Source organism: Magnetospirillum sp. SS-4 (genome assembly GCF_902729425.1).
Classification (GTDB): domain Bacteria; phylum Pseudomonadota; class Alphaproteobacteria; order Rhodospirillales; family Magnetospirillaceae; genus Phaeospirillum.
This window is the reverse complement of the sequence record NZ_CACVCH010000125.1, coordinates 141,030-165,384: the sequence shown is the minus strand read 5'-3', so window position 1 is coordinate 165,384 and position 24,355 is coordinate 141,030. Positions and strand designations below refer to the sequence as shown.

Below are 24,355 nucleotides of genomic sequence, written 5' to 3'. Positions count from 1 at the left end.
CCAATGCCCCATCAACGAATTGTGATTCCAGGCAATATGGCATTGTCACCGCAGAAACCTGGCGACAGTTGCTGAATTCAGCATGTTCTGTTCGTAGGAGGGTCAATCCCCGCCTGCAAGGTTCACTCTCAGCAAAAGCCCGGGCTCCAACCCGATGGCGCGGCAATAGCGAACATAGTCGAGGATATCGAGCCGGCGTTCGCCGCGCTCGAATTTCGAGATCTGCGATTGCTCGACGCCCATCATCCGGGCGACATCCCATTGGGTCAGCCGCTGGCGTTTCCGCTCGGCGATCAATCCGTCGACGATGGCCCTGTAGGCCGGGTCGTATTTGTCACGAGTTCCCACGCGCCCTCCTGCTCCTTGACAACAAATAGGTCGTATCGGCATATTAGGTCGAATTGGACTAATTGCTCTCGTCCGTGCCGGAGGCCTACGATGCCCGAAACGTTCGACTCCCCCTTCCCGCCCTTCGATGCCCCCGGCATGGCGACGCGAATCCGCCCGCCCGAGGCCACGGAACGCTTCAACGGCGAGGTCGCCCGCATGGAGGCCGCTTTCCTGGCCCGGGCCGGCGTCTCGGTCCCGCCGGTGCTGGACCTTCGCCCTCCCCTGCCGTCACCGCTTCCCACCCGAGACGAGCAGGTGAATTTCGCCGGCTGGAGCTATCGTTGCTACGTCCCCGGCATCTACCATGCCTGGCCCACCGATCCCGACTTTCGCGACCGCATCCTGCGTCCCTGGATGGCGCTGCTCGACCGGGCTTCCGGCCAGATGATCCAGAGCCTGCACGAAAGGGCCGGTGCGCTGGTGACCGGCGCCATCTTCTGTGTCGGCCGGATCGGTGATGGCTCTGCCAAATGCGTCTTCCCCGACGCGATCACCGCGCCCATGTGGTTCGGCCCCGGCCCGGAGGATTACGAATTCGTGCCCATCGTCAGCCTCGCGGCGCGGCGGCCGCTGACCGCCTTCCTGATCGAAATGATCCGTGCCCACGGCATGAACGGACGGCTGACGGATCTCGAGTACTGGACCATGGCCGGAGAGCCGCTGCTCCCCGAGCGCGCCGTGACGCGCACTCATTCACCGGGATGGGTGGATCGCATCGGCGCCCTCAGGACCGTCACCGAGGGTACGGACGGCGCGATCCTGTTCCTCGACAGCGGCTGGATCCCCGCCCCCGACCACCCGACCTTCACCGTCACGCCGGAGATGATCGAGCCCGCCATGCGCTGGCCGGCGGCGCTGAAGCGCGAGACCCTGCTCGGCACCGCCACGACGGCATGACACCGGCGACTCAATTTCGCGGAGAGAGGACATGGACCCGTTCACCGAGGGCTACCACGCCGGCCTGGCGATGCTGCCGCTGCGCTTCACCGCCGAATGTCCCCATGCCGATGGTTCGGACGCGGCCAGGGCCTGGTGGAGCGGCTGGCTGAAGGGCGAGCACGAGGTGATGGCGGCCAGCCCCGCCGCATTGCTGGTCGCGGGTGAGATCGGCTTTCCGGTGCTGTTCATGCCCGACTGGCCGGAAAGCCGCAAGGCGGTCATTCAGGACTGGATCGCCAATTGCAGCGACACGGCGCTGCTCGCGCATCTCGAGGCGACGCGGCGCTACATGGAAGCCCTGGACGACGACGGCGAGGACGGCCCATCGCGAATGATGCCGTCACAAGCGAAAACCTGAGGCGGAATCATGCTGGCCTTGCTGGACATCGAAGCGAGCAGCCTGCTGTCTCCCCATTCTTATCCCATCGAGATTGGCTGGGTCGCCGCGGATCTGAGCGCCGGCTATGTCGCCCTGATCTCTCCGGAGCCGGATTGGACGGACTGGTCCGCCGAGGCCGAATTGATCCACGGCCTGGCGCCCGACGCCATCCGGCGCCTCGGCGAGCCGGCCACCGAGGTGGCCTCTGCCCTGAATGACATGCTGTCAGGGGCCGAAATCGCCACCGACAGTCCCGGAATCGACGCACGTTGGCTGCAGCGGCTTTTCGTGGCCGCCTATATCCCAGCGGTGATCCCCTTGCTCCCTTGCATGGATGGCGAGGCAGCCGGTCCCCATGTCATCCAGGACAGCGACACCATCCTGGTCCGGACTGCCGAACAATCCTCGATCTCGGCTGAAGACCTGGAAGTGATCGGATCGGCAGTATTTCACGGCGCCGGCCTGCGGCGGCACCGGGCGCTGGACGATGCTCTGTTCCAGGCCATTTGCTTCCAGATCGCCCGATGGGATCGGCAATCCTCGGAGCGCGAGTTGCTCGGGCACTTGACCGCCCAGATCGAGAACGTCAAGGCCCGGATCCTGGGCGGCGCCGTCGCCCGCCATGCCCGCAGGGGCGGCAATGACGCCGATCTGCTGCGTGCCATCCTCGCCCGCTGATAAACCGCAGGGGGACCCACTTCGAGAGCGAATGCATCGGCACACCCGGCAGCCGAGATCGACTTACAATGCCAAGGCTCCGGCAAGATCATCGTGATCGAAGGCGCTTTCCATCCGCCTGATCTCAGTCGATCGTGCCCCCAGTGCGGCGGCAACGTCCCGCCAGGTCGCGGTTGACGCCGCCACCTCTTTCACGATGGCCTTCGCGGCAGCCATCCCCAGGCCGAAGTAGCCCGCAACCGATAGCGCCAGCTCAAGGTCGCAGGTTCCTTCGTCCAGGGTGATATTGGTGGTCAGTATGCGTCGGCGCATATCGGTCGGAGTCGGGTTCAGATCGTAGGCGGGAGACAACGTCCAACCAGCCTGCCCTGCCCATAGGAAACCGTGATTGCGCAGATGATCATCGACGTTGGAGATCAGAATGTTGAAAATCATGCGCCGATAGAGTTCGTGAGCATCCCGCGCAGCCCCAGCCCCGTATTGTGTCAGAACATCGACCAGTTCGGGGTAGCTGCCGTGATCACCATCTTTCAGACCCATCATGGACAGGGCCGAAAGGAAAGGAACACGGGCTCCACCCACGCGATCGAAGCGCCGGGACAACAGGACGGGCTTGTCCGCCACCCGGATCAGTTCATGCTCCGGGGTGCGAATGCCGGCACCGGCAGCAAGTCGCAGAGCCACGGCCTCCCAGAGCTCAACGCTATAATCGTCGGTTTCCTTGGGAAATTTGGCGATGGCCAGCCGGCCATGCTGGTCGATAACCGAGGCTTTTGGCCGTGCCCCACCCAGCGATGACCCCGGCGCGAAAATTAATTGCAGATCCTCGTCACTCTCCTCGTCTCGCAGAATGCGCTCTGTAACCTGAAGCAGGCGTCCCAACTCGATCAGACTCGGCACGCCCGTCGATGTCTGCGCCTGGAACTGATTCTCGCCGGCAAGACGGAATCTCAAGGCACCCAAGCGGGAAACATCGGCGACGCCAAGCAGATAGTCCGCCTCCATCAGCGTCCGCACCGCCCGCCCTTCGCGGTCGGCACGCCGTCGCTCGGCACGCTGCATCAAGCGCCGTCCCCAGGTGTCCGGCGCCGAATCGCCGATGGAGCCGAAGATCTGGAAGCCCTCAGCCGGGGCAAAGGCCCCGCGGTTCAGGGTCAGGGCCGGTTCCAGCGAGAATCGCGTCGAGTCACCCAGCCAATCAGGATGGTATTCGAAGCTGGTGGCCTCGCCGCCGCGCCGGGGCTGGCGACGCAGCGTCCCCACCCGCTTCATGCCCAGGGCAAAATCGATATGCACCTCGATGTCATCGGCCATCGTCGGACTCCTCCACCTTGCGGGGGCGGCGCAATCGAACCCGTTCCGGCAATTGTTCCGAAGCGAGAGCAAGCCCGACGGAATCCTTGCCCGGATCGGCCAACTCTCCCAGCCCGTCGAGCAGACCCAAGGCCTGAAGCACGGCGGCATAGATACCGATGCCCACGCCGTGGTCGCCCGCCTCGATCCGACGCAAGGTCGGGCGGCTGGTGAAAGCCCGCTCGGCCACGATCTCGGCCGGCAATCCCCGCCGTCGCCGTGCATCCCGGATATCCTGGCCAAGCTTACGAAGCGTCCGGCGAACGGCGATGGATGGGTGGTGTGGGGTTGGCATAATGGTATCTTCGCGTTCCGTAAAATTCGATTATTGTAACCTGATGATTTCGTATTGGCCAACAGAATGCGATAATTTCAATAGCTTTAACGGGGAGGGTATCGACGCCACAAAAAAGTATCAATTACCTGTTGACGGTTTTTTCTATCTCGCTTATTGTTCTGGGTAACGAGGGGCGAGCCATCATGCAGGCAACCAAACATTTTCAACATCGGATGTCCCAGCGCGGCGTCAGCGCCGACATGGTCCGGATCGTCCTGGATTACGGGACCGTGACCCAGGACAAATTCATTCTGGGCCGGAAAGAGGCCGCCCGGAGGCTGAGTGCCATTGAAGATGAAATGCGGGTCTTGAAAAAGATCATCGATAAAGGCGGCGTTACCGTCGTTGCTGACGGCGACGCGCTGATCACCGCTTACAACTGCCCTCGCTGAGGTTCGAATCATCATGCTCGACAAAGCGATCTTTCAGATATGCGACAGCTTGCGGACATCGCTGACGATGCCGGATGCATTCAGGCTTTCCCTCCAAATTTTGGCCTGGGCAAAGCTGTCGTCCACAAAACGCCTTCCGGAGCCCCTTTGCCTCAGTGCACGGATGCTTGAAGAGTCGGGGCGCGCAATCGACGTCCTGATGCGGCTTGGCCAAGAGGGCGAACTGATGGGGCCGGCCTTTTCCGGCGCGCAGCAGCTTGGTGAATTAAGCGCAGCCTCGCTTCGGCCGACCCTCGAATTGGCCCTGCGCATGACCGAAGCCGGTGTGCTGGTGGACTTAGACGCATCTGATGCCATCGTCATAGCCGAGCCATGGACGACGGGTGGGTTCGCATTACCGGCAGAACTGGCCGATTTGATGATTGGCTTGGCTGATCCCTGCGCGGGCGAAAGCGCCTATACGCCTTGGGACCATGGGGGGCAATTGGCAACCCGGGTGGCACGGCGGGACGCACAGGCGTATCTCGAAACACCTCAGCCCCCTACCATTGCTGCCTTGATCAGCCTTCTGGCGGATAAGCCATTTCATGTTTCAAAAGGCGACCCCATCAGCTCTCCATCGGCAATTGAGGGGGGCAAGCCAATACAGTTCGACTGCGCCATCGCGTTTCCGCCGCTGGGCCAACGCTATGAGCTGGACGTTGTCGATCGCGATTGGTTCGACCGCTTTCCCGAACGGACCCAGTCGGTCGCGGTTCTCGCAACGAGGCATCTACTTTGCCAAGCGCGGCGGCGAGTGGTGCTTGCTGCGCCCAACAGCCTCTTATTCAGTCCGGGGTCCGAATTCGCCCTGCGGCAAGACCTGGTGCGCCGGGGCATCGTGCAGGCGGTTATTGCCTTGCCGGGAGGGTTGCTGAACATGACGAGCATTCCTCTGGCTATCCTGGTGCTCGACCCCGCCGGCGGTCATGAGCAGATCAAGTTCATTAACGCCGACACACCGCGCTTTCGCGAGCCGATTTCCAAGGCCAGGTCGCGCATTTGCAATGTTGGGGCTCTTGTCGAAGCGGTGCTGACCTCGGCAATGTCCGCAGATTCCGCCATCGTCCCCATATCGGACGTGCTTGCGAATGACGCCCAATTACAAGTCGGGCGGTATGTGCTCCCCGATATCAAGAAGCATCTTCAGACCCTGCTTACCCGAGAACACACGGTCCTGCTCGGCGATGTCGCATCCACCTATCGGCCAATGCAGACGACCTCGGTCGAGGACGATGCAGTCGACGTGTTCGAAGTTGGGGCCGCCGATCTGCCCAGCTTTGGCTACATCACGAGGCCAGGGCGAACCGTCAAGGTTGAGGCCACTACTGCTTCTAAGAACGCGCAGCAGTTTCTGCGCCCCCTCGACATTGTTCTGATCATCAAGGGAAGTGTGGGAAAGGTTGGGATTGTCCCGCCAGATGCCCCCCCTCCCGGCCCTGGGGGCTGGGTTGTGGGTCAATCGGCGACGATCCTGCGTGTCGCCAAGGACTCTGTCGTCACCGCGCCAGCACTGGCAGTGCAACTTCGATCATCCATCGGACAGGAATTGCTGAGCGGAATCGTGTCCGGCGCGTCAATTCAACTGATCCGGCTAAGCGAGCTAATGCGTCTCCCGATTCTTGTGCCAGATCATACGATGGCGCAAAAGGCCACGGAGGCTCTTGCGCAGGAAGCAAAATTGCAGCAAGAGATTGATACGCTGAGGGCTGAGCAATCTCAACTGGCGAGCGATCTTTGGTCGGTGGCGGGTCTGTTATGACGCAATGGGCAAAGATGATCTGTGAGGATGAACGGCACCATAATGACTGACCCATCCGCCAGCCTACCCCCCGTCACCCTGCCCGAGCTCGAATCCCATCTGTGGGAGGCGGCCAATATCCTGCGTGGCAGTCCGGTTGATCGCACCGACTGGAAGAGCTACATCCTGCCGCTGCTGTTCTTCAAGCGCGTCTGTGATGTCTGGGATGAAGAGCACGCCGCCATGCTGGGTGAGTACGGCGCGGATTTTGCCGACGAGCATCGCTTTCAGGTCCCGGACGGCTGCCATTGGCAAGACGTGCGCGAGGCCCCGCGGAATGTGGGCAATGCGCTGGCCAATGCCATGCGGGGGATCAAGGCCGCCAACCAGAAGCACCTGTATGGTGTCTTTGGCGACGCCCAGTGGACCAACAAGGACCGCCTGCCCGACGAGTTGCTGAAGGACCTGATCGAGCACTTCTCGGCTCTGCCCCTGGGCAACGAGCGGGTGGCGTCCGATGTGATCGGCGACGCCTATGAATACCTCATCAAGCAATTCGCCGATTCAACCAACAAGAAAGCCGGCGAGTTCTACACCCCGCGCAGCGTGGTGCGCCTCATGGTGGATACCGATCGAGATCGCCTGAAGACCTTCGACGTAGTCCTGGCCAACCCGCCCTATTCCATCAAACAATGGAACCGCGAGGCCTGGAGCAGCGATGCCTGGGGCCGCAACTTCCTGGGCACCCCGCCCCAGGGCCGCGCCGATTACGCCTTTTTCCAGCACATCCTCAAGAGCCTGGATTCCAAGACCGGCCGCTGCGCCATTCTGTTTCCCCACGGCGTGCTGTTCCGCAAGGAAGAGGCCGAATTGCGGCGCAAGCTGGTGGAGGCCGATCTGGTGGAATGCGTTCTGGGGCTGGGGCCAAACCTGTTCTACAACTCCCCCATGGAGGCCTGCGTCGTCTTCTGCCGCACCAATAAGCCCTCCGAGCGGCACGGCAAGGTGCTGTTGATTGATGCGGTCAACGAAGTTGCCCGCGAACGCGCCGTCAGCTTCCTGAAACCGGAGCACCAGACCCGGATCGAAGCCACCTATGCCGCCTTTGCCCCTGAACCCGGCTTCGCCGCCTTGGTCACCATCGACGAGATCGCGGCCCAGGGCTGGAGCCTGTCCATCCCACTTTATGTCAAGCGTCCGACCGCTGGTGCCTCGGCAGCGGGGCAGGGGGCGAAGAGTCTGACAGAAGCCTGGGCGGAATGGGAAAGCACCGGCCGCAGCTTCTGGATCGAGATGGATGCCGTGGTGGACATGTTGGATGGGCTGGTCGGCGACGACACGGTGGAGGCGGCCAATGGCTGAGCTGAAGCCAGGATGGCAGCGGGTGAAATTCGGCGAGGTGGTGCGCCTGAGCAAGGAGCGCTGCGCGGACCCGATCGCCGCAGGGATCGAACGCTATATCGGGCTGGAACATCTTGACCCCGGCGACCTGCGGGTGCGGTCCTGGGGCGATGTTGCCGACGGCACTACCTTCACCACGCGGGTGCGCCCTGGGCAGGTGCTGTTCGGCAAGCGCCGCGCCTATCAGCGCAAGGTGGCGGTCGCCGATTTCGATGCCGTCTGCTCCGGCGATATCTACGTGTTCGAAAGCGCCGACCCGAGTCGGTTGCTCCCGGACCTGCTGCCATTCCTCTGCCAGACGGATGCCTTCTTCGACCATGCGGTGGGCACCTCGGCTGGATCGCTTTCACCACGGACCAACTGGTCAAGCCTTGCCGAGCATGAGTTTTTGCTGCCGCCATGGGAGGAGCAACTTCTGGTAGCTGGGCATTTGGATAGAATCGCCTCTATACGCGAAAAATATATAGATGCAATTATAGCGGCGAATTTCCTTGCTGAGGCATTTTGCAGGAATACTGTAGAGGCCACCCCAATTGAGGCGCAGATAAAGGTAGGAGATGTTTGCAAATTCACCAGCGGCAAAAGCATAGCGGTAACATCATTGCCGCAAGCCCCGTCCCCGGACGCGCAAATCCCCGTATATGGCGGCAACGGTCTCGCTGGGTACACGTCCAAACCTCTTGCCGGTGTCGTTCAAGAAACGGTGGTCATCGGAAGAGTCGGGCAGTTGTGTGGCGTGACGCGAATGACCGATGGCCCAGCTTGGATCACTGATAACGCGCTTTATCCTGTATCCCTGGATGATTGCATTGACGTGCGATATCTTGCCTTGGTGTTGCGTGGACGATGCTTGAATAGGGGCAAGCTTGGTGAGTATCTGCCACTGATCACGCAAAAGATCGTACATGCTACTCCAATCCCGCTTCCTCCCCTTGACCAGCAGCGCAAACTGCTTGAGGCGCTGCATGAAATAGAAGGTACGCGAAGGAAGTTGCAGGAAAGGCTTGGGGCCATTGAGGCGCTCCACCAATGCGTGCTTAATGGGGCGCTCTGAAGGGGGACGCTATGACCTTCACCGAAGCCAATTCCGTCGAGAACCTCATCCGCGACCTACTCTGCGGCAAGGTTCTTCCCCACACCGCCGCCGAGCCCGGTCTGGCCCGCTCTGGCGGCAGGATCGCCGGGCTAGGTTGGCATTATCTGGCGCCGGCCCATGTTCCCCGCCAGCCGCAGGAGGTCATGGTCGAGGCCTGGGTCCGCGACGCGCTGATCCGCCTCAATCCCGAGATTGCTGCGATCCCCGACCGTGCCGACGAGGTGCTGTACAAGCTGCGCGCCATCGTGCTGTCGGTGCGCTCAGACGGGCTGATCAAGGCCAATGAGGAGCTGACCGCCTGGTTGCGCGGCGACCGTTCCATGCCGTTCGGGCCCAATCATCAGCACACCACCGTGCGGCTGATGGATTTCGAGGATATCGAGAACAACCACTTCGTCGTCACCAGCCAGTTTACCTTCCGCGCCGGGCCCGCCGAACGGCGTGCCGATCTGGTGCTGCTGGTCAACGGCTTGCCGCTGGTGCTGATCGAGGCCAAGACCCCGGTGCGCCACGCGGTCAGCTGGCTGGACGGCGCCCTGCAGGTCCACAGGGATTACGAACCCAACGTCCCTGAGCTGTTTGTCGCCAACGTCTTCAGCGTCGCCACCGAGGGCAAGGAGCTGAAATACGGCTCGATCCGCATGCCGGTCGAGCTGTGGGGGCCGTGGCGCGGTGACGACGAGACGGCACCGGGCACCCTGGCCGGCGTGAAGGCGGCGGTGAACGGGCTGCTGCGCCCGGCCGTGCTGCTCGATATCCTCGCCAACTTCACCCTGTTCGCCACGGATTCCAAAAAGCGCCGCATCAAGGTGGTCTGCCGCTATCAGCAATACGAGGCGGTCAACCTGATCGTGCAGCGGGTCCTGGCCGGCGCGCCGCGCAAGGGGCTGATCTGGCATTTCCAAGGCTCGGGCAAATCGCTGCTGATGGTCTTTGCCGCGCAAAAGCTGCGGTATCAGCCCCAGCTGGGCAATCCCACGGTCATCATCGTGGTGGACCGCATCGACCTGGATGCCCAGATCAGCTCCACATTCCACGCCTCCGACGTCCCCAATCTGGTCAAGGCCGAGAGCTGCGAGGACCTGACCCGGCTGCTGGTCCAGGGCACCCGCAAGATCATCATCACCACCATCTTCAAGTTCGAGGATGCCGAGGGGGTTTTGAACGAGCGGGATAATATCATTGCCCTGGTGGACGAGGCCCACCGCACCCAGGAAGGCAATCTGGGCATCAAGATGCGCACGGCGCTACCCAATGCGTTCCTGTTCGGCCTGACCGGCACGCCCATCAACCGCCGCGACCGCAATACCTATTATGCCTTCGGCGCGCCCGAGGATGAGCGCGGCTATATGAGCCGCTATGGCTTCGAGGAATCGGTCCGGGACGGCGCCACCCTGGAGCTGCATTTCGAGCCGCGCCTGCTGGATCTGCGCATCGACAAGGCCGCCATCGACCAGGCGTTCCAGACCCTGACCGGCGACCTGTCCGATCTGGACCGCGACAATCTCGGCAAAACCGCTTCGAAGATGGCGGTGCTGGTCAAGGCGCCCGAGCGGGTTGAGCGGATCTGCGCCGATATCACCCGGCATTTCCTGGACACCGTCGCCCCCAACGGCTTCAAGGGCATGGTCGTCACCTTCGATCGGGAATGTTGCCTGCTTTACAAGGAGGCGCTTGATCGGCTTCTGCCGCCCGAGGCCAGCGAGGTGGTGATTTCGGTCACCGGTAAGGAGGAGCGGTTCAAACCCTATGACCGGTCCCGCGATGAGGAGGAAAAGCTCCTCGACCGCTTCCGCGACCCCAATGATCCCCTCCAGATCCTGATCGTCACCGCCAAGCTGCTGACCGGCTTTGATGCGCCCATCCTCCAGGCCATGTACCTGGATAAGCCGCTGCGCGATCACACCTTGCTCCAAGCCATCTGCCGCACAAACCGAACCTATGGCAACCAAAAGACCCACGGGTTGATCGTCGATTATCTCGGGGTATTCGACGACGTGGCCAAGGCCCTGGAATTCGACGAAACCGGCTTTGCCAAGGTCGTGGACAATATCCGCGGGCTCCGCGACCAGCTGCCCGAGGCCATGCAGAAGTGCCTTGCCTTCTTCCCCGGCGTGGACCGGACCCAAACTGGCTATGAGGGCCTGATGGCCGCGCAGGACTGCCTGCCCAACAACGATGTCCGTGATGCCTTTGCCGCGGAATACTCGGTGCTGGGCAAGCTGTGGGAAGCCATCTCGCCCGATCCCATGCTGGCGGCGTTCGAGGCCGATTACCGCTGGCTGACCCAAGTCTACATCTCGGTTCAGCCGACCAGCGGCACCGGAAAGCTGATCTGGCATGCGCTTGGCGCCAAGACCATCGAGCTGATCCACCAGAACATCCATGTGGATGCCATCCGCGATGACCTCGATACACTGGTCCTGGATGCCGAGCTGCTGGAAGCCGTCATGGGCTCGCCCGACCCGAAGAAGCGGGTGAAGGAATTCGAGGCCAAGGTGACGGCTCGGTTGCGCAAGCATATGGGCAATCCGCGCTATAAGCGGCTGTCCGAGCGGCTCGAAGCCCTGAAGGACCGCCACGAGAAAGGATTGCTCAACAGCGTCGAGTTCCTGAAGAACTTGCTCGACCTGGCCCGTGAATTGGTGGCCACCGAAAAGGATACCCCACCCGAGGAAGACGAGGATCGCGGCAAGGCGGCACTGACCGAGCTGTTCCAGCAGGTCCGGACGGAAAAGACCCCGGTGGTGGTCGAGCGTATCGTTGCCGATATCGACGAGATCGTCCGCCTGGTGCGCTTCCCCGGCTGGCAGCAGACCGCCGCCGGCGAGCGCGAGGTCAGGAAGGCCCTGCGCAAAAGCCTGCTCAAATACCAGCTTCACCAGGACACCGAGCTATTCGAGCAGGCCTACGACTACATCCGGCAATACTACTGATCAGCGGCCAGCTGACAGCCACCAGCCCAGCAGGGCGCAGATGGCGCCCAAGGCCAGTGCAGCCTTGCGCCACCGGTTCCTGGCGGCCGTCATCTCGGCGAGATCGTCGTTACGCTCGTGGAGTGCGCCTTCCAAATCGGAAACCATGGCCCTGGCTGTGTGCAGATTGCTGTCGCTATGCTGCAGGCGCCGCTCGGCGGCGGTCAGCTTGGCCGTCTCGGAGATCAGTGCCATCTTGGCCTGGCCAAGCTCATCCCGGGCAGCGCGAAGGGCCTTCATTTCCACCGGGGTGGAGAGGCAGTGGGTTCTGATGTAACTGGCCATCAGCTTTGGGGGGCCGAAATACACCTCCATTGAAGAATGACCGTCTCGATCATACAACCATGGAAATTTATCTCGGGTTAGATGAGTAAATTTATTTTGATCGCGAATAAATCTATGAAATTTCTGCTCATTCCATAGAGCCGCAGAGAACGGGTATAAGCACTCTTCACCATCAACTGAGAACATAACCCAATCGGATGCGCCACCATAATTCGTATTCCTTAACTGGTTCGTTCTGGTGTCTTTATCGACACTCTTGCCAATTTTTAAGACCCTGCACCCACGATCATTCAGATTGTGGACCGACATTGGCCTATCCCGAAGCAGCCGCCCAAGCAAGCTGCGGCTGGTCTGGATGTAGATTATTCCTGACGCAAATTTGCCATTGTTGCTTCCCGCCATGCGGCCCTCCTGACGCTTTGAAGAATCTCTATGAATCTCTTTAATTAGGGGGCCACCCAGGCACTGCTTTTGAGCCCATCTTGGTGCCACCAAGACACCGGATTTCATCCAGTGGTGCCGTAGAGGCACTGCTTTTCGCTGAGATCATCCCGTGGTGTCTCCCTGACACCACTTTTTTCGGACTCCCGCAGGGATGTGCTTGGCGTTTTGGGCTGCCCATGCTCGGAAAGCATCCCTTTGAGATGCGGAAGGCGCCGCGATCACCTGCACACCGACGGCGCCTGCTTCCACCACTTGAATTGCAATGACGACCCTGACGATCCCGTCCTTAGGCAGCGGATGCCCCGAAGCCAAAAGGTTGGCAAGCGTTTTTCTGGCTTCGTTATGCTCGATAGGAATGTATGGCCAAACTGCGGTGGCAACCTGCTGGTCACCCAATTTGATCGGCACTCGCTCCACGAGACGATGACGGCCTCGAGCACCAGGGCGCGCAGGGTCAGACTCGAGGTACCCGACAGATCGCAGCGCAGCGTAGGCACGGATGACTTGCCGCCGCGATACTCCCGACAGCTCGGCGACGCGGTCTACCGATGGAAAAGCGGCCCCAGTCCGGAGATCGCAATGACTCTTGAGCGCGAGGAGTACTGCCGTCGCATATGGGCCAACTTTTGCGGCATCCCCACCGAGGACGTATTGGCGCAGCATGTGGACCCAAAGGGTGTCTGCTGTAAGCGTTGGTGTGGAGATCACTTGCCACCTCCCGGAAGAGTCGGCTTCCTGGGCCGCCCTCGCCGCCCTGTAGGGGCGGTAAAGGGGCGCGACTTGATCGCAGAAATAACGTCTTCGCGGTCGTAAAAAGTCTTCGAGCCAAGTCCATATCGCGGCAAAATACTCGCCGGAAGATGTGCAATAAAACTTTCGCTGAATCCAAACTCGTCGCACACCTGCGCGCGCGACATGAATCCGGACGAAGGTCGTGGCTGTCGATATATTTTTGGCATATCGGCTGTCTCCATCGCTATACACAGCCGTATCCAAGCATGGCAGGACAATCATATCCATAAGCAGATAATCATAACCAGTGTAGCATTCAATAATTTACTCTTTATCTCTTCAATATAAGGTGTCGTGTACTTAAGGCGACATACATCTACAAGAAATCTTGCTCTTGCGCGCAATGTCTATCCAATAATATGAAGATAGTCCTATTTATTCTATAATCAGTGCCCTTAGTTTTGGACTATGCGCAACCAATTATCGACTGTATGTGAAAAAATACCGAATGTAGGCACCTTCCCCACGAAGCCGCCATCACCCGCTTGATCGGTGCCAGCCTGCTGGAGCAGAACGACGAATGGGCTGTCCAGCGAGCCCGCTACATGACCCCAGGGGAATCACTTCTGACGAATGAGGGTTTCGAGGTCATCGTGGAAGACGACGTCGAGCACCCAATGGAGCCGGTTTTCGATCCCCCTATGGGCTGGGTGATGATCCCCTGACCAGCATACCGCCCGTCGCGGCAGCCTGATCAATCCGGCCAAGCCTGCCGGAGATCAAACGGCGACTGCGCTGTTACACCAATCCAAGGGACACGATCGCGGTCAGCGGGATTTTTACGTGGGGAATGCGAATTTCTCTGTCAAATGGCTCATGGGTCGTGCGCTGCAAATGCGCTGCACTGAGGACGCAGAACCATGCAATCCAGGACAAGGCTATGCAGCGCAACCCGTTGTTACTCAATAATATTCAATATATTTCAACGCCCTATAATCGCCCTCCGAAGGCAGAGGTCGTAGGTTCGAATCCTACCGGTTGCGCCAATTTCCCGGGTCTACCCCAAAGAGAGTCTCCATCCCAACGTCAAGCTGGTCCAATGCGGGCGCGGTCCGAGGTGCTTCGTGCCATGGCGACTATCCGCAGGCACAAGCCCTGACGGTATAATAGCCATATGCCTGTGGGCGATATGGGCCTGGTTAAAATCATTCCATATTGCGTATCTCGCCAAAACCAACTATTTTGGCAAGATCACTCCATTCACCCAGTCCATTTGAGGGAGCCCATAGAATGTCCGACTCGTGCCAGAGCCCATCGCTGGTGGGCCAAGCCGCCCCCGATTTCACTGCTCCGGCGGTGATGCCCGACAACGAGATCAACCCGGCATTCAACCTGAAGTCATATCTCCAGGGCTCGTACGGGTTGGTGTTCTTCTATCCGCTGGACTTCACCTTCGTGTGCCCGTCCGAGATCCTGGCCCACGATCACCGCGTCAAGGCGTTCGCCGAGCGCAACACCAAGGTCATCGCCGTCAGCGTCGATTCCCACTTCACCCATCTGGCGTGGAAGAACACCCCGGTGGAAAAGGGCGGCCTGGGCAATGTCCAGTTTCCCATGGTGGCCGACCTGACCAAGAGCATCGCCCGCGATTACGGTGTGCTGCTGCCGGGCGGCGTCGCCCTGCGCGGCACCTTCCTGATCGACAGGAACGGGGTGGTGCAGTCCAGCCATGTCAACAATCTGCCGCTGGGCCGCAACGTGGACGAGGGGCTGCGTCTGGTCGACGCCCTCCAGTTCTCGGAAGAGCATGGCGAGGTCTGCCCCGCCGGCTGGAACAAGGGCAAGGCCGGCATGAAGCCCAATCCCAACGGCGTCGCCGATTATCTGTCCAAGCACGCTTCCGAGCTGTAATCGGACGCACGTTTTCCAGGGGCGCGCCGCTTGCCAGCGGCGCGCCCTCTCCTTATGCTGTCTTGCAACAAATCTATTCCAGACAGGGGGCGTCCGATGGCTCACCATCACAGCAAGGTCTTGATTTTGGGCTCCGGCCCGGCCGGATGCACCGCCGCCATCTATGCCGCCCGCGCCAATCTCGAACCGATGCTGGTGGCCGGCATGCAGCGGGGCGGCCAGCTGACCATCACCACCGACGTCGAGAATTTTCCCGGCTTCGCCGAGCCCATCCAGGGGCCCTGGCTGATGGAGCAGATGCAGGCCCAGGCCGAGCATGTGGGCACCCGCTTCATGGACGACATGATCGTGTCGGCCGACCTGTCCAGGCGGCCGTTCCAGGCGGTGGGCGATTCCGGCGACACCTATTCCGGCGACACCGTCATCATCTGCACCGGCGCCACCGCCCGCTGGCTGGGCATCGAATCGGAAAAGACCTTTTCCGGCTTCGGCGTCTCGGCCTGCGCCACCTGCGACGGCTTCTTCTTCCGCGGCAAGGAGGTCGCGGTGGTCGGCGGCGGCAATTCGGCGGTGGAGGAGGCGATCTATCTGGCCGGCATCGCGTCCAAGGTCACCCTGATCCATCGCCGCGACAGCTTCCGTGCGGAAAAGATCGCCCAGGACCGCCTGTTCGCCAATCCCAAGGTCTCGGTGGTGTGGGACAGCGTCGTCGACGAGATCGTCGGCACCCAGAACCCGCCCGGCGTCACCGGCGTGCGGCTGAAGAACGTCAAGACCGGCCAGTCGTCGGACCTGGCGGTCGACGGCGTCTTCGTCGCCATCGGCCATACCCCCAACACCGACCTGTTCAAGGGGGTGCTGGAAATGGATCACGAGGGCTATCTGATCACCACTCCGGGCTCGACCACCACCAACGTTCCCGGCGTCTTCGCCGCCGGCGACGTTCAGGACAAGATCTATCGCCAGGCGGTGACGGCGGCCGGCACCGGCTGCATGGCGGCGCTGGAGGCGGAACGTTTCCTTACGGCGCATGGACACCCGGCATAAGTTGCGTCAAACTATCCGACGAAGGGAATAAGGGCGGGATCAACCGCTCTCCTGTGGGGAGGAGTCTTGGCGTCGTTATGGATTGGGATAAGCTGAGGGTCTTCCACGCCGTCTCCGAGGCGGGCAGCTTCACCCACGCGGGAGAGGTGCTCAACCTCAGCCAGTCGGCCGTCAGCCGCCAGATCAGCGCGCTGGAGGAAAGCCTTAACCTGCCCCTGTTCCATCGCCACGCCCGCGGCCTGATCCTGACCGAACAGGGCGAATTGCTGTACAAGACGGCGCGTGAGGTGTTCTCGCGCCTCGCCATGACCGAGGCGCTGCTGACCGAGAGCCGCGAGCGGGCGCAAGGCCCGCTCAAGATCACCACCACGGTGGCGTTCGGCTCGCTGTGGCTGACGCCCCGGATCAAGGATTTCCTCGATCTCTATCCCGATATCGCCGTGACCATGGTGCTGTTCGACGGCGAACTGGACCTCGCCATGCGCGAGGCCGACGTGGCCATCCGCATGATGCCGCCGCGCCAGCCCGACCTGATCCAGCGCCACCTGCTGTCCATGCATTACAGCGTCTATGCCGCGCCGGCCTATCTGGAGAAGTACGGAACCCCCAAGTCGGCCGACGATCTCGACCGCCACCGCATCATCGTCTATGGCGACGATACCCGGGTGGCGGCGCCGGTCTCCAACGTCAACTGGCTGCTGGAGGCCGGGGCGTCGCCCGACCGGCCGCGCAAGCCGGTGCTGGAGGTCAACAACATCTATGGCATCTACCGCGCCGTCAAAAGCGGGTTGGGCATCGCCGCCATGCCCGATTACCTCAGCAGCGAGACCGATTCCCTGGTCCAGATCCTGCCGGAGCTGAAGGGGCCGAAGGTCGAGACCTATTTCGTCTATCCGGAAGAGTTGCGCAATTCCAAGCGCATCACCGTCTTTCGCGACTTCCTGCTGTCCAAGATCGCCGAGACCCTCTGACGTTTCGCCGCCACCGCCGAGACATGCGGCCGGCGCATGCCACCACCCCGCTTTTTAGAGTGGTTGTGGACAGCGCGATCTCCTATATCAGTATTCACTACTTGCTGCGTCGCAGCAGGACGCGAGTTCCGGCGGTGTTCACCGCCACGCTCGTTCCCGGGTGTGATGCCCGGGTCTCGGGTCTTCTGACCCTACGTCTCCTAGACGTGAAGCCTCCCTGTTTGACTTAGCCCCCGGTGCATAACCGGGGGCTTTCTTTTTCAATGGTTTGGCGGTTTACCGGCTGCGTGGGCGGCAGGAAAATGACGCGCCAAGTGGCATAGGAGTGGCAAAAACATTCGGTGGGATGGGGGCGTGGGCACGCGCCCCAGCAATGCTCTATCCGGGGCTTGACCCCACTTTTCTCTCTATCCGCGGATCGGGAAAGTCATTCCACAGGCCGAGCGGCATCGCTGGGGTCGCTTGGCGCAAGGCTATTCCTTCGTCCGGGATGAAGGTGGATTATGGCCCGGTTGCGATATCAGAGCCGCCGGCCGGGCGGCGAAAGCGAGGAAATCCCCGATGGCCGACGCGACCTATGACCTGTGCATCATCGGCGCCGGTTCGGCAGGCCTGTCCATCGCCGCCGGAGCGGCGCAGATGGGGGCCAGGACCGTCCTGATCGAGGGCGAGCGCATGGGCGGCGATTGCCTCAATACCGGCTGCGTGCCGTCGAAATCCCTGCTGGCCGCCGCCCACGCCGCCCATGCCGCCCGGCACGCGGGCGCCTTCGGCGTCACCGCCGGGGATGTGGCGGTCGATTTCAAGGCGGTCCACGACCACGTCCATTCCGTCATCGCCGCCATCGCCCCCCACGATTCCGAGGAGCGCTTCCGTGGCCTGGGCTGCACCGTCATCAAGGCCCATGGGCGCTTCGTCGATCCCGCCACATTGGAGGCGGGCGGCACCCGCATCAAGGCGCGCCGCTTCGTCGTCGCCACCGGCAGCCGGGCCATGGCGCCGCCCATTCCGGGCCTGGACCAGGTGCCCTGTCTCACCAATGAGACCCTGTTCGAGCTGACCGCCTTGCCCGCCCATCTGGTGGTGATCGGGGCCGGTCCCATCGGCTGCGAGATGGCGCAGGCCTTCCGCCGCCTGGGGGCCGACGTCACCATCCTCGACAAGGGTGCCATGCTGCCCAGGGACGATCCCGAGGCGGTGGCGGTGGTGCGGGATGCCTACGCCGCCGAAGGGATCGCCCTGGCCGAGAAGGTCGACATCGAGCGGATCGAGGCCATACCCGGTGGCGTCGCCGTTGTCCTGTCCGGCGGCCGCCGCGTCGAGGGCTCGCACCTGCTGGTCGCCGCCGGACGCCGTCCCAATGTGGAGGATCTGGGGCTCGATGCTGCGGGGGTTATCGTCACCCCCAAGGGCATCCAGGTGGACGAGCGCCTGCGCACCAGCAATGCCAAGGTCTTCGCCGCCGGCGACGTGGCGGGCGGGCCGCAATTCACCCATTGGGCCGGCTATCATGCCGGCATCATCCTGCGCAATGCCCTGTTCCGCCTGCCCACCAAGGTGGACATGCGGGCGCTGCCCTGGGTCACCTATACCGAGCCGGAACTGGCCCAGGTGGGGCTGACCGAGGCCGATTCCCGCGCCCGCCTTGGCGGGTCCATCCGGGTCCTGAAGGTGCCCTTCGCCGACAACGACCGGGCTCGCGCCGAGCGCCGCACCGAGGGCTTCGCCAAGGCGATCACCGATGCCAAGGGCCGCATCCTGGGGGCCACCATCGTCGGCCCCCATGCCGGAGAACTGATCCAGACCTGGGGGCTGGCCATCTCGTCGGGCCTGAAGATCGGGGCCGTGGCGGGAATGATCGCGCCTTACCCGACCTTGGGCGAGATCAACAAGCGGGCCGCCGGCAGCTTCTACACACCCACCCTGTTCAGCCGCCGCACCCGCTGGCTGGTCCGCCTGCTGGGGTGCTTCGGATGAAGCGCGCAGCCCCCCTGGTCCTGCTGGCCGTGCTGGCGGCGATGGTGTTCGCCCTCGACCTGCACCGTTACCTCACCCTGGATGCGCTGCGCGACAATCGCCAAGCTCTGCAGGCCGCCGTCGCTGATAATTTCGCGCTGTCGGCCCTGGCCTATGTGGCCGTTTACGTCGTCGCCGTCGCGATATCGCTGCCCGGCGCCACCATCCTGACCCTGGCGGGGGGCTTCCTGTTCGGCGCGCTGATGGGGGGAATCCTGACCGTGACCGCCGCCACCCTCGGGGCGGTCCTGGTGTTCCTTGCCGCCAGGACGGTGGTCGGCGACAGCCTGCGCCGCCGGGCCGGGCCGTTCCTGCGCCGCATGGAGGATGGCTTCCGCGCCAACGCCTTCAGCTATCTGCTGTTCCTGCGTCTGGTGCCCGCCTTTCCGTTCTGGGCGGTGAATCTGGTTCCGGCCCTGGCCGGCGTGGGACTGCCGGTGTTCGCCGCCGCCACCGTCATCGGCATCATTCCCGGCACCTTCGTCTTCGCCGCCTTCGGCGCCGGTCTGGGCGATTTGTTCTCAGGCGGAGGCGATATCAGGCTGTCCGATGTGCTGAGCCCGACCATGATCCTGGCCTTCGCCGGGCTGGGATTGCTGGCGCTGCTGCCGGTGGCGATGCGGAAATGGCGCAAGCCATGAGCCTTAGCGTCGTCATCCCCACCCTGAATGCCGCCCGTCATTTGCCGGGTGCCGTCGCCAGCCTGGGCGGAGCCGACGAGGTCATCGTCGCCGACGGCGGGTCGGGCGACGGAACCCCCGATCTGGCCCGCGATCTCGGGCTGCCTGTGGTCGTCGCCGAGCGTGGCCGGGGGACGCAACTGGCGGCGGGAGCCGCCGCCGCCTCTCACCCATGGCTGCTGTTCCTGCATGCCGACACCCGGCTGGCCGCTGACTGGCGATCCGAGGCCGAGGCCTTCATGGCGGATCGCCACAACGAGCGGCGGGCGGCGGTGTTCCGCTTCGCCCTCGATTCGACGGCGTGGCAGGCCAGGGCCCTGGAAGCCCTGGTCGAATGGCGCACGCGCTGGCTGGGACTACCCTATGGCGACCAGGGCTTGCTGATTTCCCGATCCCACTACCGGGAGATCGGCGGCTATCGCCCGCTGCCCCTGATGGAGGACGTGGATCTGGTGCGCCGGATCGGACGCGGCGGCCTGTCCGTGCTGAAGACGCAAGCCGTCACCTCGGCCGAACGCTGGCGGCGGGACGGCTGGCTGCGGCGCTCGGCCCGCAACCTGCTCTGCCTCGGCCTCTATTTCGCCGGGCTGTCGCCCCGGACCATCCAGCGGCTTTATGGGTGAGCGTATGGCCCTGTCCCGGCATCTGGTCATCTTCGCGCGGCTGCCCCGGCTGGGAACGGGGAAGCGCCGCCTAGCCGCCCATATCGGGCCGGTGGAGGCGCTCCGATTCCAGCGCTGGGCGTTGTCGTCGCTGATCCGCCGCCTTGGCCGTGATCCGCGATGGACCACCTGGCTGGCGGTGACGCCGTTCCAGGGCGGTCCCTGGCCCGCCGGCATCCCCGTGATCGCCCAGCCCAAGGGGGATTTGGGGCGGCGCATGGCGGGCGTGGCTCGGGCGCTGCCGCCGGGGCCGGTCCTGATCGTCGGCGGCGACATTCCCGATATCCGCCCCCGTCACATCGCCGCCGGCTTCGCGGCCCTGGGCAATCATGACGCCGTGTTCGGCCCCGCCCTGGACGGCGGCTATTGGCTGGTGGGGCTGAAGCGCCACCCGCGCGTCATCGATCCTTTCGACGGCGTACGCTGGTCCTCCCGCCACGCCCTGGCCGATACCCTGGCCAATCTTAAGGGGTACCGGACCGCGCTCATCGACACGCTGGACGACATCGACGACGGCGACGCCCTGCGCCGTTTCCATCAAAGGGCCGCATGCCCGTGACCTGTCCTATCGCTTCATCTGGGCTTCCACCGCCGCCAGGGCGGTGATGTTGACGATGTTCCTCACCGTCGCCGAGGGGGTCAGGATGTGGGCCGGCTGGGCGACACCCATCAGGATCGGCCCCACCGACAGGGCGTCACCCGCCACCTTCAGCAGGTTGAACGAGATGTTGGCGGCGTCCAGGGTCGGCATGATCAGCAGGTTGGCGGCGCCCTTCAGCCGGGAATTGGGGAAGATGCGTTCCCTGATTTCCGCCGACAGGGCGGCGTCGCCGTGCATCTCGCCCTCAGCCTCCAGATAGGGGGCCTTGTCGCGCAGCAGGGCCAGGGCCTCTCGCTGGCGCAGGGCCGAGGACGAGGTCCGGTTGCCGAAATTGGCGTGCGACAGGAACGCAACCTTCGGCTCGATACCGAAGCGCCGCACCTCCTCCGAGGCCAGCAGGGCCATGTCGCAGACCTGCTCCGGCGTCGGTTCCGGCGTGACGTAGGTGTCGCAGATGAAGAAGGTGCCCTTGGGCATGATCAGCAGGTTCATGGCCGCCGGCACCTTGACGCCGTCGCGGGTGCCGATGACGTTGAGGATGTGGGACAGGTGCTTGTCGTAGCGGCCGATGGTCCCGCAGATCAGGGCGTCGGCCTCCCTGCGCTTCAGCATCAGGGTGCCGATGACGGTGTTCCTGGTGCGCACCACCGTGCGGGCGTATTCCGGGCTGACGCCCTGGCGCTCCATCAGCGAGTGGTAGAGCTTCCAGTATTCGCTGAAGCGGGGATCGTCTTCCGGGTCGCACAGGTCGAAATGCTCGCCGATGCGGATGCGCAGGTCCAGGTCGCGGATGCGCTTGGCCACCACTTCGCGCCGGCCGATCAGGATGGGACGCGCCAGTCCCTCGTCCACCACGGTCTGGACGGCGTGCAGCACCCGGCGGCCCTCGCCCTCGGTGTAGACGACGCGGCGCATGTCCTGGCGGGCGCGGTCGAACACCGGCTTCATCACCAGGCCGGAGCGGAACACGAACTGGTTCAACTGGTCGAGATAGGCCTCGAAATCGATGATCGGGCGTCGCGCCACCCCGGATTCCATGGCGGCGCGGGCCACCGCCGGCGCGATCTTGAGGATCAGGCGGGAATCGAACGGCTTGGGGATCAGGTATTCCGGGCCGAAGGTCAGCGGCGCGGTGCCGTAGGCGGCGCGGACCCGTTCGTCGGATTCGGCCATGGCGAGGCCGGCCAGGGCATAGACGCAGGCCAGCTTCATCTCGTCATTGATCTTGGTGGCGCCGACGTCGAGCGCGCCCCGGAAGATGTAGGGGAACACCAGGACGTTGTTGACCTGATTGGGATAGTCCGAGCGGCCGGTGGCGATGATGGCGTCCGGCCTGACGGCCTTGACCTCCTCGGGCAGGATTTCCGGAGTCGGATTGGCCAGGGCGAAGACGATGGGCTTGGCCGCCATCTTGTCGACCATCTCGCCGGTCAGCACGCGCGGCGCCGACAGGCCCAGGAAGATGTCGGCGCCCTCGATGATCTCGTCCAGGACGCGCTTGTCGGTCTTCTGGGCGTAGATGGACTTGTACTCGTCCATCAGCTCGGTACGGCCCTCGTAGACCACGCCCTTGATGTCGCTGATCCAGACGTTCTCGCGCCGGATGCCCAGCTTGACCAGCAGGTTGATGCAGGCCAGGGCGGCGGCGCCGGCGCCCGAGGCCACCAGCTTGACCTGTCCGATGTCCTTGCCCACCACGCGCAGCGCGTTGACCATGGCGGCGCCCACCACGATGGCGGTGCCGTGCTGGTCGTCGTGCATCACCGGAATCCTGACCCGCTCCTGAAGCTTGCGCTCGACCTCGAAGCATTCGGGGGCCTTGATGTCTTCCAGGTTGATGGCGCCGAAGGTGGGCTCCATGGCGGCGATGATGTCCACCAGCCGGTCGGGGTCAAGCTCGGCCAGTTCCATGTCGAACACGTCGATGCCGGCGAACTTCTTGAACAGGACGCCCTTGCCCTCCATCACCGGCTTGGCGGCCAGCGGCCCGATGGCGCCCAGGCCCAGCACGGCGGTTCCGTTGGTCACCACCGCCACCAGGTTGCCGCGCGCGGTGACGTCGGCGACGCTGTCCGGATCGCTGACGATCAGTTCGCAGGCGGCGGCGACGCCGGGGCTGTAGGCCAGCGCCAGATCGCGCTGGGTCGCCAGCGGCTTGGTCGGCGTGACGCTGATCTTACCGGGGGTGGGAAGGCGATGGTATTCCAGGGCCGCGTCGCGCAGCTCTTCGGACATGCTCATGGACCGGAACCTCGGGTAACGAAATTTCACGACAGGGGGCACACCATACCCGTTTCGCCGCCCAAGGCAAAGGGGGGCATCGGGGCGATTGCGGAAAACCACAGGATTTACGCGGCGTTGACGGTAATACCACCGGAATTCTTACGGGTATCAAAGTTGCGCGGATGGGGCTCGCCACAACGCACAAGGCCCGCCGGGATCAGCCGGCGGGCCTTGTGCGTCGGGATGGTGCGGCCAAGAAGACTCGAACTTCCACGGGAGTTACCCCACAAGCACCTCAAGCTTGCGCGTCTACCAATTCCGCCATGGCCGCGAACCGGTCGCTCGAAGGGCTTGCCAACGAGGAGACAGGGGAATACCAAATCGGTTCGCCCGAATCAAGCGGAGTCACCATGTTCTCACCCGTCGAGTGGCGAATATCGGACCGGCCGGTCGCCTATCCCGACGCCGTGGCCGAAATGGAGGCCCGCGTCGCCGCCATCCGCGCCGGCCAGGCGCCGGAACTGGCGTGGCTGCTGGAGCATCCGCCGCTCTATACCGCCGGCACCAGCGCCGATCCCGCCGACCTGGTCGATCCCGACCGCTTTCCGGTGTTTCCGGCCGGGCGCGGCGGCCAGTACACCTATCACGGTCCCGGCCAGCGGGTGGCCTATGTCATGCTGGATCTGAAGCGGCGCAGCCCGGACGTGCGGGCCTATGTCCATGGCCTGGAGGACTGGCTGATCGCCACCCTGGCCCGCTTCAACGTCAAGGGTGAACGCCGCGATGGCCGCGTCGGCATCTGGGTGGACCGGGGGAACGGCCGGGAAGACAAGATCGCCGCCATCGGCGTCCGGGTGCGCCGCTGGGTCACCTATCACGGTGTGGCGATCAACCTCGACCCCGACCTGTCGCATTTCGCGGGCATCGTGCCCTGCGGCATCCGCGAGCACGGCGTGACCTCGCTGTGGGACCTGGGACTCACCCCGGCCATGGCCGATCTCGACTGTGCCCTGATGGCCGGTTTCGCCCAGGTGTTCGGGGGAGGGGAAAACCCGTCCTGACG

22 protein-coding genes, 1 tRNA gene and 2 pseudogenes are annotated in these 24,355 nt (G+C 63.2%); 17 read left to right on the top strand and 8 right to left on the bottom strand.

Annotated elements, in window-relative coordinates; all coding sequences use genetic code 11:
• Positions 1-102 precede the first annotated feature (102 nt).
• Positions 103-348 (bottom strand): helix-turn-helix domain-containing protein, encoded by a 246-nt coding sequence (locus MTBSS4_RS18645; protein WP_173984870.1) that lies wholly within the window; start codon positions 346-348, stop codon positions 103-105.
• A gap of 90 nt (positions 349-438) precedes the next feature.
• Between MTBSS4_RS18645 and MTBSS4_RS18640 the strand changes: the two genes are divergently transcribed.
• Genes MTBSS4_RS18640 through MTBSS4_RS18630 form a run of 3 tightly spaced genes read left to right on the top strand, consistent with a single transcriptional unit; the run spans position 439 to position 2,386 of the window.
• Positions 439-1,287 (top strand): hypothetical protein, encoded by an 849-nt coding sequence (locus MTBSS4_RS18640; RefSeq protein WP_173984869.1) that lies wholly within the window; start codon positions 439-441, stop codon positions 1,285-1,287.
• Between the two features lie 31 nt (positions 1,288-1,318).
• Complete coding sequence (locus tag MTBSS4_RS18635) at positions 1,319-1,687, top strand: hypothetical protein (RefSeq protein ID WP_173984868.1); 369 nt, start codon at positions 1,319-1,321, stop codon at positions 1,685-1,687.
• 9 nt (positions 1,688-1,696) lie between these two features.
• Positions 1,697-2,386, top strand: coding sequence for a hypothetical protein (locus MTBSS4_RS18630; RefSeq protein WP_173984867.1), 690 nt, complete (start codon positions 1,697-1,699; stop codon positions 2,384-2,386).
• Positions 2,387-2,449: 63 nt separating this feature from the next.
• Here the strand turns inward: MTBSS4_RS18630 and MTBSS4_RS18625 are convergent, their stop codons facing one another.
• Positions 2,450-3,700: a type II toxin-antitoxin system HipA family toxin gene (locus tag MTBSS4_RS18625; RefSeq protein WP_173984866.1), complete on the bottom strand. Its 1,251-nt coding sequence runs from the start codon at positions 3,698-3,700 to the stop codon at positions 2,450-2,452.
• The gene (locus tag MTBSS4_RS18620) at positions 3,690-4,034 is read right to left on the bottom strand and encodes a helix-turn-helix domain-containing protein (RefSeq protein WP_173984865.1); all 345 of its coding nucleotides are present in this window, start codon (positions 4,032-4,034) and stop codon (positions 3,690-3,692) included. The genes MTBSS4_RS18625 and MTBSS4_RS18620 overlap by 11 nt, the downstream gene beginning before the upstream one ends.
• A 185-nt stretch (positions 4,035-4,219) precedes the next feature.
• On the opposite strand from MTBSS4_RS18620, the gene MTBSS4_RS18615 reads away from it, so the two are divergent.
• Genes MTBSS4_RS18615 through MTBSS4_RS18595 form a run of 5 tightly spaced genes read left to right on the top strand, consistent with a single transcriptional unit; the run spans position 4,220 to position 11,681 of the window.
• Positions 4,220-4,468 (top strand): DUF4258 domain-containing protein, encoded by a 249-nt coding sequence (locus MTBSS4_RS18615; protein ID WP_173984864.1) that lies wholly within the window; start codon positions 4,220-4,222, stop codon positions 4,466-4,468.
• Positions 4,469-4,481: 13 nt separating this feature from the next.
• Complete coding sequence (locus tag MTBSS4_RS18610; RefSeq protein WP_173984863.1) at positions 4,482-6,269, top strand: N-6 DNA methylase; 1,788 nt, start codon at positions 4,482-4,484, stop codon at positions 6,267-6,269.
• A gap of 42 nt (positions 6,270-6,311) precedes the next feature.
• Positions 6,312-7,610 carry a class I SAM-dependent DNA methyltransferase gene (locus MTBSS4_RS18605; RefSeq protein ID WP_173984862.1) on the top strand — a complete coding sequence of 433 codons (1,299 nt, stop codon included), beginning with the start codon at positions 6,312-6,314 and terminating at the stop codon, positions 7,608-7,610.
• On the top strand, positions 7,603-8,703 hold the full coding sequence (locus MTBSS4_RS18600) for a restriction endonuclease subunit S (protein WP_173984861.1): 1,101 nt from the start codon (positions 7,603-7,605) through the stop codon (positions 8,701-8,703). The genes MTBSS4_RS18605 and MTBSS4_RS18600 overlap by 8 nt, the downstream gene beginning before the upstream one ends.
• 11 nt (positions 8,704-8,714) lie before the next feature.
• Positions 8,715-11,681, top strand: a complete 2,967-nt coding sequence (locus tag MTBSS4_RS18595; protein ID WP_173984860.1) for a type I restriction endonuclease subunit R — start codon at positions 8,715-8,717, stop codon at positions 11,679-11,681.
• Here the strand turns inward: MTBSS4_RS18595 and MTBSS4_RS18590 are convergent, their stop codons facing one another.
• From MTBSS4_RS18590 to MTBSS4_RS22840, 3 genes and pseudogenes are all read right to left on the bottom strand, one after another.
• Positions 11,682-12,407 carry a hypothetical protein gene (locus MTBSS4_RS18590; protein WP_173984859.1) on the bottom strand — a complete coding sequence of 242 codons (726 nt, stop codon included), beginning with the start codon at positions 12,405-12,407 and terminating at the stop codon, positions 11,682-11,684. It abuts the gene before it with no gap.
• Between the two features lie 144 nt (positions 12,408-12,551).
• Complete coding sequence (locus tag MTBSS4_RS22545; RefSeq protein ID WP_254432655.1) at positions 12,552-12,857, bottom strand: hypothetical protein; 306 nt, start codon at positions 12,855-12,857, stop codon at positions 12,552-12,554.
• A gap of 66 nt (positions 12,858-12,923) precedes the next feature.
• Positions 12,924-13,112, bottom strand: a pseudogene (locus tag MTBSS4_RS22840) (helix-turn-helix domain-containing protein); the annotation flags it as partial.
• 590 nt (positions 13,113-13,702) lie between these two features.
• Between MTBSS4_RS22840 and MTBSS4_RS18580 the strand changes: the two are divergent.
• The 8 genes and pseudogenes from MTBSS4_RS18580 to MTBSS4_RS18545 form a co-directional block, all read left to right on the top strand.
• Positions 13,703-13,906: pseudogene (locus MTBSS4_RS18580) on the top strand (hypothetical protein); the annotation flags it as partial.
• 565 nt (positions 13,907-14,471) lie between these two features.
• Positions 14,472-15,092, top strand: a complete 621-nt coding sequence (locus MTBSS4_RS18575) for a peroxiredoxin (protein ID WP_173984856.1) — start codon at positions 14,472-14,474, stop codon at positions 15,090-15,092.
• 96 nt (positions 15,093-15,188) lie between these two features.
• Entirely contained in the window at positions 15,189-16,139 is a 951-nt protein-coding gene (trxB, locus tag MTBSS4_RS18570) for a thioredoxin-disulfide reductase (protein ID WP_173984855.1), read from the top strand.
• 77 nt (positions 16,140-16,216) lie between these two features.
• A complete protein-coding gene (locus MTBSS4_RS18565) occupies positions 16,217-17,110 on the top strand; it encodes a LysR family transcriptional regulator (RefSeq protein WP_173984854.1) in 894 nt (297 codons plus the stop codon).
• Between the two features lie 561 nt (positions 17,111-17,671).
• A complete protein-coding gene (locus MTBSS4_RS18560; RefSeq protein ID WP_173984853.1) occupies positions 17,672-19,087 on the top strand; it encodes an NAD(P)/FAD-dependent oxidoreductase in 1,416 nt (471 codons plus the stop codon).
• Positions 19,084-19,767 carry a TVP38/TMEM64 family protein gene (locus tag MTBSS4_RS18555; RefSeq protein WP_173984852.1) on the top strand — a complete coding sequence of 228 codons (684 nt, stop codon included), beginning with the start codon at positions 19,084-19,086 and terminating at the stop codon, positions 19,765-19,767. Before MTBSS4_RS18560 ends, MTBSS4_RS18555 begins: the two co-directional genes overlap by 4 nt.
• On the top strand, positions 19,764-20,429 hold the full coding sequence (locus tag MTBSS4_RS18550) for a TIGR04283 family arsenosugar biosynthesis glycosyltransferase (RefSeq protein ID WP_173984851.1): 666 nt from the start codon (positions 19,764-19,766) through the stop codon (positions 20,427-20,429). Before MTBSS4_RS18555 ends, MTBSS4_RS18550 begins: the two co-directional genes overlap by 4 nt.
• Before the next feature lie 4 nt (positions 20,430-20,433).
• Complete coding sequence (locus MTBSS4_RS18545) at positions 20,434-21,027, top strand: DUF2064 domain-containing protein (protein WP_173984850.1); 594 nt, start codon at positions 20,434-20,436, stop codon at positions 21,025-21,027.
• 6 nt (positions 21,028-21,033) lie between these two features.
• Here MTBSS4_RS18545 and MTBSS4_RS18540 read toward each other — a convergent pair whose 3' ends face one another.
• Together MTBSS4_RS18540 and MTBSS4_RS18535 are read right to left on the bottom strand one after the other, a co-directional pair.
• Entirely contained in the window at positions 21,034-23,304 is a 2,271-nt protein-coding gene (locus MTBSS4_RS18540) for an NADP-dependent malic enzyme (protein WP_173984889.1), read from the bottom strand.
• 232 nt (positions 23,305-23,536) lie between these two features.
• Positions 23,537-23,623, bottom strand: a tRNA-Leu gene (locus MTBSS4_RS18535).
• Positions 23,624-23,702: 79 nt separating this feature from the next.
• On the opposite strand from MTBSS4_RS18535, the gene lipB reads away from it, so the two are divergent.
• On the top strand, positions 23,703-24,353 hold the full coding sequence (gene lipB / locus MTBSS4_RS18530) for a lipoyl(octanoyl) transferase LipB (RefSeq protein WP_173984849.1): 651 nt from the start codon (positions 23,703-23,705) through the stop codon (positions 24,351-24,353).
• The last annotated feature ends 2 nt before the right edge of the window (positions 24,354-24,355 follow it).